This window comes from Streptomyces cupreus, assembly GCF_014257025.1.
Classification (GTDB): Bacteria; Actinomycetota; Actinomycetes; order Streptomycetales; family Streptomycetaceae; genus Streptomyces; species Streptomyces cupreus.
Window position 1 is genome coordinate 81,244 of the sequence record NZ_JACMSF010000040.1, and the last position, 6,881, is coordinate 88,124.

Consider the following 6,881-nt stretch of genomic DNA (forward strand, 5'->3'; position numbering starts at 1 on the left):
GTGCTGGTACCGGCGGGATCAGCTGCTGTGCAGGCCGAACAGGAGCTGTACGTCCGCGGCGTCGACGGTGAGCGCGTCCGGCGAGCCGGGGTCGACGGCCAGCGACACGTCCTCGCCCGGCCACACAGCGGCGAGGACGCCCAGCCGTACCCGCTGGCAGGGCGTCGTGTACGACAGCGCGGCCGCCACGGTCGCCTCTGAGGTGAACACTGGAACGAACGGGCCGTCCTCCCGGTGCCGGACGACGGGCACGGGAACTGCGGCACTGGGCCGCCACCGGCCGGCCTCGTCCGCCTGCGGCACCAGCACTTCACCCTCGGCGAGGGCGTGCACCCAGGCGGGGACCGGTGCGTGGCGGTCATCGGCCAGGGCGTCGAGCGCCCTCCGGATGCGTGCGGCGATCGGTTCGGGCGACGAGTCGGTCATACGGCGCTCTCCCACTCCGCCGGTTCACGGCCAGTAGGCCGCGAGCAGCGCCTTCGGCACCCGCCGGTAGCCGGTGAGGCAGGTGTCGTTCAAGGGAGTGTCCATGATCATTCCCATTGCTGGGGGCCTCCGCGGTAATGGTCGAGGCTGCATCCGGGTTCCCGGCGTCCCCCGGCCTATACCGTCACGTACGTACCTGTTGAGGCGAGCGCAGTCGGTGGACAGCGGTGTAACCGACGATGACGCCGCATCCGCTGAAGAACGGCCGACCGACATCGCGCACATCAGCGCTCGTACAGGCCCACCAGAGTTCCTTCGGCCAGTTCCCGTCCCGTCACGGCTTCATGGACCTGCTCCGCGGTGGGCGCATCACGCAGGACGCACGGCTCCGCCAGGGCGTAGAGATGGAAGACGTAGCGGTGCGGTAGTTCCCCGGGCGGCGGATGCGGCCCGCTCCAGCCCGGTCGGCCGAAGCCGTTGACCAGTTCCGTGCCGCCCGGTGGGGGCCGGCCCGCTGCCACGCTCTCGCTGCGGGGGTCGATGCCGACGACCGCCCAGTGCACGACGCTGCCGGACGGCGCGTCGACGTCCTCGCACAGCAGCACCAGCTCCGTCGCCCCGTCCGGCACGCCGGACCAGGTCAGCGGCGCTGAGACATCCCCCGCGTCCTCGGTGTACCGGGGCGGGATACGGTGATGATCTTCGAAGACGGGGCTTGCGAGCTCGAGTGCGGTCGAGCGGCCCTGGTGCGCCCGTTGCGGCACGGCACGGTCCCCGGTCGATGAACTGGCTGGCTTGGCTGACGCAGGCCGCGTGGGCTGGTGGCCGCCGACGGGCGTACGGGCGTGAGTACCGGCGGTCTCGCGGTGTGCCGTGGTGTCGGTGCTGCCGGCGAAGAGTCTCGCGGCCAGCTCGTCGTCCAGGGAGTCACACACCTTCTCGGCCACGCTGCCCTGGACGGCCTTCCCCACCACCTCGATCACCGAGCGGGCGTCATGGACCGCCTTCGGGAACCCCTTTCCTTCGCGCCCGGCCACCCGCTCGAAGAACTCGTGTTCACTCATGTGCACCCCGGTGCCGGAAACTTCCGCTGCCTTCTCGCCACGTCGCAGATGCTCCGCGATCTCCTGCGGCAACTGCGCGGCCAGTTTCTCGGCCAGCCCGGCGGGGATGCGTTCGCCGAGGGTCTCCAGCGTCGCACGGGTCGCCCTTTCCGCCGCGCTCCGGCTGTCCAGCCGCGCCCGCGACTGCACCTGACCGATGAACTCCTCGTGGCGCATGGGACCTCACCTTCCAGTCAATCGGGTAGCCAGGGCGGCGTGCAGCAATCACCGTGACGCACGGAATCAGCCTGTCAGGACTCGACCGGGGACGGGCTTGGCAACCCCGGGGCCCCTTTCCAGGATCCCGGCGACGTGCTGTGGCGGGAGATGTGGCCGTTCCGGCAGCGGCGGAGTCCTATGCCAGTGCGTTCACTGCTGCTGCGAAGAGGCGCGGCAGGCGTTCGGCCGTAGGCATGATGTGGGGGGCGAGCGCGGGCTGCTGACGGGCCCTCACCAGGAGTTCCGTCAGGAGCCGGTGGCGGCGGGTCGCGCGGGTCCACTCGGTCTCGTAGCGGCCCGGTGTGCCCCGCCGCACGTTGGCGACCAGGGCTTCGGCGCCGGCAAGGGCGAGGGAAACGCCTTCACCGGTCAGCGCATCGATGTATCCGGCAGCGTCGCCGACGAGCAGTACCCGCCCGTGGACGCGGGTACGGGCATGCCGGCGCAGCGGTCCAGCGCCTCGCACCGCAGTGACGGCCGCTTCCGCAGGAAGGCGGGCCGCCAGTTCGGGGAAGCCCTCCAGCTGGGCGGTGAAGGGGGCTCGCCGGGCCGTGAGCAGGGCGACGCCGACGAGTGCGGGGCCGAGCGGGGTGACGTACGCCTCGGCGTGCGCTCCCCAGTGCACCTCGACGTAGGGCGACCAGGGGGGCACCGCGTAGTGCCGGCGCAGCCCGTATCGGGGTGCCCCGCGGGTCTTCACCTCCAGGCCGAGGCAGCGGCGCACGGGTGAGTGCAGGCCGTCCGCGGCGACCAGCCACCGGGCGCGCAGCCCCGTGCCGGGGATGGTCACGCCTGTGCTGTCCTGCCGTACGTCCTCGACCCGTAGGGGCAGTACGGGCACCCCGGCGTCCAGGACGGCCCCGTGCAGGGCGCTGTGCAAGTGGGTGCGGCGCGCGCCGAGGCCCAGGCCGTGCCGGAACGCGGCCTGGACCTGGCGGGGGCCCTGGATGTAGCGGATGCCGGTGATGGGGTGGCCGGGGATCTCCAGGCCGAGGGTGGTGAGGGCGCGGACGGCGCCGGGCATCAGGCCCTCACCGCATGCCTTGTCGACCGGCGCCGGGCGTGGCTCGGCGATGACGGTGTCCAGGCCGGCGCGGGCGGCGTGCAGGGCGGTGGCGAGGCCGGCGGGTCCGCCTCCGGCGATCAGCAGGTCGTGGCCGGTGCTCACGCGGGCACCGCCTGGGTGAGGGCCGCGTTCTCGCAGCGGACCCGGACGGCGAGCAGCATCGCGTTGGCGACGGTGAACACCGTCGCGGTCAGCCATGCGGAGTGCGCCAGCGGCAGGGCGGCGACCTCCACGACGACCGCGAGGTAGTTGGGGTGGCGCAGGAAGAGGTAGGGGCCGGCACCGACCAGGCGCGCGCCGGGGACGACGATGACCCGGGTGTTCCAGTACGGCCCCAGGGTGGTGATGCACCACCAGCGCAGGGCCTGGGCCAGGACGGCGAGCGCCAGCATGGGCCATCCCAGGGCGGGCAGGAAGGGCCGGTCGGCGAGCACGGGTTCGAGCAGACAGCAGGCGAGCAGGCCCGTGTGCAGGGCGACCATGACCGGGTAGTGGCCACGGCCGTGCTCCACTCCGGCGCGGGCGCGGGTCCAGGCCGCGTTGCGCCGGGCGACGAGGAGTTCGGCGACGCGTTCGGCGGCGACGGCCAGGATGAGAAGCGTGTACCACGGCATGAGGACCACTCACCAGCGCAGCAGGACGAGTTCGGAGCAGAATCCCGGGCCCATCGCCATCAGCAGCCCCCATGTACCGGGCTCGGGCCGACGGGATTCCCGGATGCTCTGCAGGATGTGCAGCACGGAGACGGAGGACATGTTTCCCACCGTCGCCAGTGAGCGCCAGGCGGAGTCCAGGGCGTCGTCGGGCAGGCCGAGGGAGTCGGTCACGGCGGCAAGGACCCTTGGGCCTCCCGGATGGCACACCCAGGTCCCGATGTCGTCGGTGGTGAGGCCGTGTTCGGCCAGGAAGGCACGCAAGTGCCGGCCGAAGTGGTCCCGCACGATGCCGGGAACGCCGGCATCGATCACGACCCGGAATCCGCTGGCGCGGATGTCCCACCCCAGGAGCCGTTCGGTGTCCGGATACAGGCGGCTGCGCGTGGCGACCACCGAGGGCCCGGCCGCGTCCGGCCCGGCCCTGCCGCCGCCCCGTGCGACGAGCGCTGCCGCACCGTCACCGAACAGGGCGCCGGCGACGAGGTTGGCGCGGGAGTCGTCGCGCTGCTGGAGCGTCAGCGAGCACAGTTCGACGGTGAGCAGTACCGCGGTGTCGTCGGGGTGCCCGCGCAGGTAGTCGTGTACCCGGGCGAGACCGGCGGCGCCCGCCACGCAGCCCAGGCCGAAGACCGGAAGCCTCTTGACGTCGGGCCGCAGCCCCACGCGACCGGCCAACCGGGCGTCCAGTGACGGGGCGGCGACGCCGGTGATGGAGACGCACACCAGCAGGTCGACATCGGCCGGTTGGAGCCCCGCGTCCTCCAGTGCGCCAGTGAGGGCTTCGTCGCCCAGTTCCAGGCCCACCGCCAGCCACGCGTCATTGCTCCGCCCGAAGTCGCCCAGACCGGCGTACCGCTCGATCGGCAGGGCGAGATGACGCGTGCGCACACCGGCGGACGCGTGCAGGCGGCGTAGCACGGCGCGATCCGCGCCCGGGGGCAGGCACAGGTCGCCGATCGGCTCGGTCAGCTCGTCCTGGGCGTAACGGTACGGCGGCAGCGCCGTGCGAACGGCGGCGATCGTGGTCGCCGTGGCGGGCACGCTCGTCCAGCTCGGCGCGGTGGGCGGGGAAGGGGCATGGTCGACGATCACGGGAACACGCATGTCAGTAATACCTTCCGCATCCTGGATGCCCAATTACCTTGCTGACGTGTCTCTCCACCCGTCTGGGGTTCTCTCGCGCACCACACACCGTGTCCCGGTGCTGCTGCGCTCCTGCCATCCGGAGCCGGCGCTCGCCGTGACGGTGTTCGTGACCGCCCTGGCCGTAGCGGCGGGCCGCGGGGTGGCCGGGTCGGCGGCCGTGGCCGCAGCCGCTCTGGCCGGCCAGCTCTCGATCGGCTGGTGCAACGACGCCGCCGACGCACAGCGCGACACGGCCTGCGGTCGCCCCGACAAGCCGGTGGCCACCGGCGAACTCCCATCCCGGGCGGCGGCAGTCGCGGCCGGGACGGCACTGGGACTGTGCGTACCGCTGTCGCTGCTGAGCGGCGCCGCCGCGGGAGCGGCACACCTGGCGGGCGTGGCCGCGGGCTGGACCTACAACCTGCGGCTGAAGCACACGGTGCTCTCACCGCTGCCCTATGCCGTGGGTTTCGGCTCGCTTCCCGCCTTTGTCACCCTCGGACTGCCGTCGCCGTCCTGGCCCGCCTGGTGGGCGGTGGGAGCAGGGGCTTTGCTGGGCGTGGGAGCGCACCTGGTGAACGTCCTTCCGGACATCGAGGACGATCTCGCGACCGGTGTGCGCGGGCTGCCGCAGCGGCTGAGCCGTCCGGTCTGCCGGTGGCTGGCCCCACTCGTGATGCTGACGGCTGTGGGCGTGGTCGTCGCAGGTCCCCCTGGGGCGGCGAAGACCTCGGACTGGGTATTGGCGGCCGCCGCGGGGATCGTCGCGGTCGCAGGTACGGCTCTGCCGTCGAGGGCCCGGAGCCGGTGGCCTTTCCGGGCGGCGATCGTGGTGGCCGGCATGGCTGTGGCACAGCTCCTGCTGCGGGGCTCGGACATGGCCTGACCCCGAGCCCGTCGCGTGCCGCGTGCCGCGCCGCACGTCGCGGTGCTGGGGTGGGTCGTTCGTTCAGCGGACCTGCGCTCGGCCGTGCGCAGGCGTTCCGGTATACGGCCGGGTGCCAGGCGGCGATACGGGCCGCTGCTGTTCGGCGAGGTGGAGAGCTTGATCAGCCGGCGCTGCCGCTTCTCGCGCCATGTCCGCTGACGGTCTGTCGGGCTGCGGTGCCGAACGAGTCGCCAGAAGAGCTCACACATCGATCCCACTACGACCGCCTGCTGCCGCCTCGCCAGGCGTCCTGGGCCCAGGCCATGATCCCGGCGCCCGGCTCATACCAACGGTGGCGCCGCTGAGGCGCGCACACCGTCGCTGCGAGGCACGTAATCGCGCTCGTTGTACGCCGTCCTGACCTGCATACGGTCTGCCGTCGGTCGACTACGGTCTGTGTCTGAGGTGGAGCGGTACTCGGGCTTCAGTGAATCTGCACAGCGAATGCGCAACTGCGGTGCGGTGCACGAAGGTTCTGCACAGGGCCTTCCGTATGACGCTGTGTTGGGGCGGCTTTCGGGACCAGTCGGGTCCCGGTGTCGCGCAGCACGTGGAGAAGCTGCCCCCAAGTCGTGTGCGTTCCTGCACGGATGCGTCGACTGTTCGTTCAACTTTCCGGGTGTGCATTCCGGTTGATTGGTTGCCCGGCGTGCTCCGTGCTTTGATCCTTTGCGCCGAGGGGGCCGTGCGAATTTCTCCGGAAACGGGTGTCGCACGCCTGCGGCCGAGCCCCGCTCTCAGTGCCCGGCGGGGCCACCCCCCTTGTGGATCACCAAACGAAGGGAAGTTTCACCATGAACTCCGCTCCCCAGGTTGCGACCGTTGAGATCTCCGACGCCGCGCTCGACAACGTCTCCGGCGGCCTGCACGCCGGCCTCGTCGTCGGCCCCACGGCGATCAGCGACGCGGATGTCCTGGCCCAGGCCGACGCCGTCAAGAACGAGGTCCTGAGCTCCGCCGGCCAGTACAACCACGTCGGCTTCCACGCCTCCCTCTGATCCGCGGCCGTAACTCCCGCCGATGAGCCCCCTCCAACCTGACGGTGTGGTTGGGGTTTGGCGGACGCAGGCCGCATGGACAGGCAAAGCTCCTGGCAGCAGTGGGTTCTTGACCGAGATCACCCGTGTCTGTCAGGAGCTTCGCGTGCTTACGAGAACGGGGCACGGGAGTGGCGCCGGCACAATGAGCCTTCGCCATCTTCGAACGTGCAGGTCGGAGGCTCTGGCGTGACCGTCCTTCGGCGGGCTCGTGCTGGTCGTGGGCGGGAGTCTGCGGTCTTGACCGTCTGTCAGCGGTTGACTTCAAGATCGGTCAGGAAACCGGCAGAGGCGCACCGGCAACCTCGTCGCATCCGACGT

At 71.4% G+C, this 6,881-nt stretch carries 7 protein-coding genes; 2 read left to right on the top strand and 5 right to left on the bottom strand.

Going from position 1 to position 6,881, the window contains the following annotated elements:
- Nucleotides 1-18: 18 nt before the first annotated feature.
- The 5 genes from H4N64_RS30410 to H4N64_RS30435 form a co-directional block, all read right to left on the bottom strand.
- Entirely contained in the window at nt 19-426 is a 408-nt protein-coding gene (locus H4N64_RS30410; RefSeq protein ID WP_186285638.1) for an SseB family protein, read from the bottom strand.
- A gap of 284 nt (nt 427-710) precedes the next feature.
- Nucleotides 711-1,706 carry a YbhB/YbcL family Raf kinase inhibitor-like protein gene (locus tag H4N64_RS46465; protein WP_336246831.1) on the bottom strand — a complete coding sequence of 332 codons (996 nt, stop codon included), beginning with the start codon at nt 1,704-1,706 and terminating at the stop codon, nt 711-713.
- A gap of 178 nt (nt 1,707-1,884) precedes the next feature.
- The gene (locus H4N64_RS30425; protein WP_186285639.1) at nt 1,885-2,916 is read right to left on the bottom strand and encodes an FAD-dependent monooxygenase; all 1,032 of its coding nucleotides are present in this window, start codon (nt 2,914-2,916) and stop codon (nt 1,885-1,887) included.
- Nucleotides 2,913-3,428 (bottom strand): isoprenylcysteine carboxyl methyltransferase family protein, encoded by a 516-nt coding sequence (locus tag H4N64_RS30430; RefSeq protein WP_186285640.1) that lies wholly within the window; start codon nt 3,426-3,428, stop codon nt 2,913-2,915. The genes H4N64_RS30425 and H4N64_RS30430 overlap by 4 nt, the downstream gene beginning before the upstream one ends.
- A 9-nt stretch (nt 3,429-3,437) precedes the next feature.
- Nucleotides 3,438-4,574 carry a type III polyketide synthase gene (locus H4N64_RS30435; protein WP_186285641.1) on the bottom strand — a complete coding sequence of 379 codons (1,137 nt, stop codon included), beginning with the start codon at nt 4,572-4,574 and terminating at the stop codon, nt 3,438-3,440.
- A gap of 46 nt (nt 4,575-4,620) precedes the next feature.
- On the opposite strand from H4N64_RS30435, the gene H4N64_RS30440 reads away from it, so the two are divergent.
- Together H4N64_RS30440 and H4N64_RS30445 are read left to right on the top strand one after the other, a co-directional pair.
- Complete coding sequence (locus tag H4N64_RS30440; RefSeq protein ID WP_336246832.1) at nt 4,621-5,481, top strand: UbiA family prenyltransferase; 861 nt, start codon at nt 4,621-4,623, stop codon at nt 5,479-5,481.
- 836 nt (nt 5,482-6,317) lie between these two features.
- The gene (locus tag H4N64_RS30445; protein WP_186285643.1) at nt 6,318-6,521 is read left to right on the top strand and encodes a hypothetical protein; all 204 of its coding nucleotides are present in this window, start codon (nt 6,318-6,320) and stop codon (nt 6,519-6,521) included.
- Nucleotides 6,522-6,881 lie beyond the last annotated feature (360 nt).

Bases quoted from the DNA above. Each gene is read 5' to 3' on its own strand.
- H4N64_RS30410 (WP_186285638.1), bottom strand. From the start codon at position 426: ATGACCGACTCGTCGCCCGAACCGATCGCCGCACGCATCCGGAGGGCG.
- H4N64_RS46465 (WP_336246831.1), bottom strand. From the start codon at position 1,706: ATGCGCCACGAGGAGTTCATCGGTCAGGTGCAGTCGCGGGCGCGGCTG.
- H4N64_RS30430 (WP_186285640.1), bottom strand. From the start codon at position 3,428: ATGCCGTGGTACACGCTTCTCATCCTGGCCGTCGCCGCCGAACGCGTC.
- H4N64_RS30435 (WP_186285641.1), bottom strand. From the start codon at position 4,574: ATGCGTGTTCCCGTGATCGTCGACCATGCCCCTTCCCCGCCCACCGCG.
- H4N64_RS30445 (WP_186285643.1), top strand. From the start codon at position 6,318: ATGAACTCCGCTCCCCAGGTTGCGACCGTTGAGATCTCCGACGCCGCG.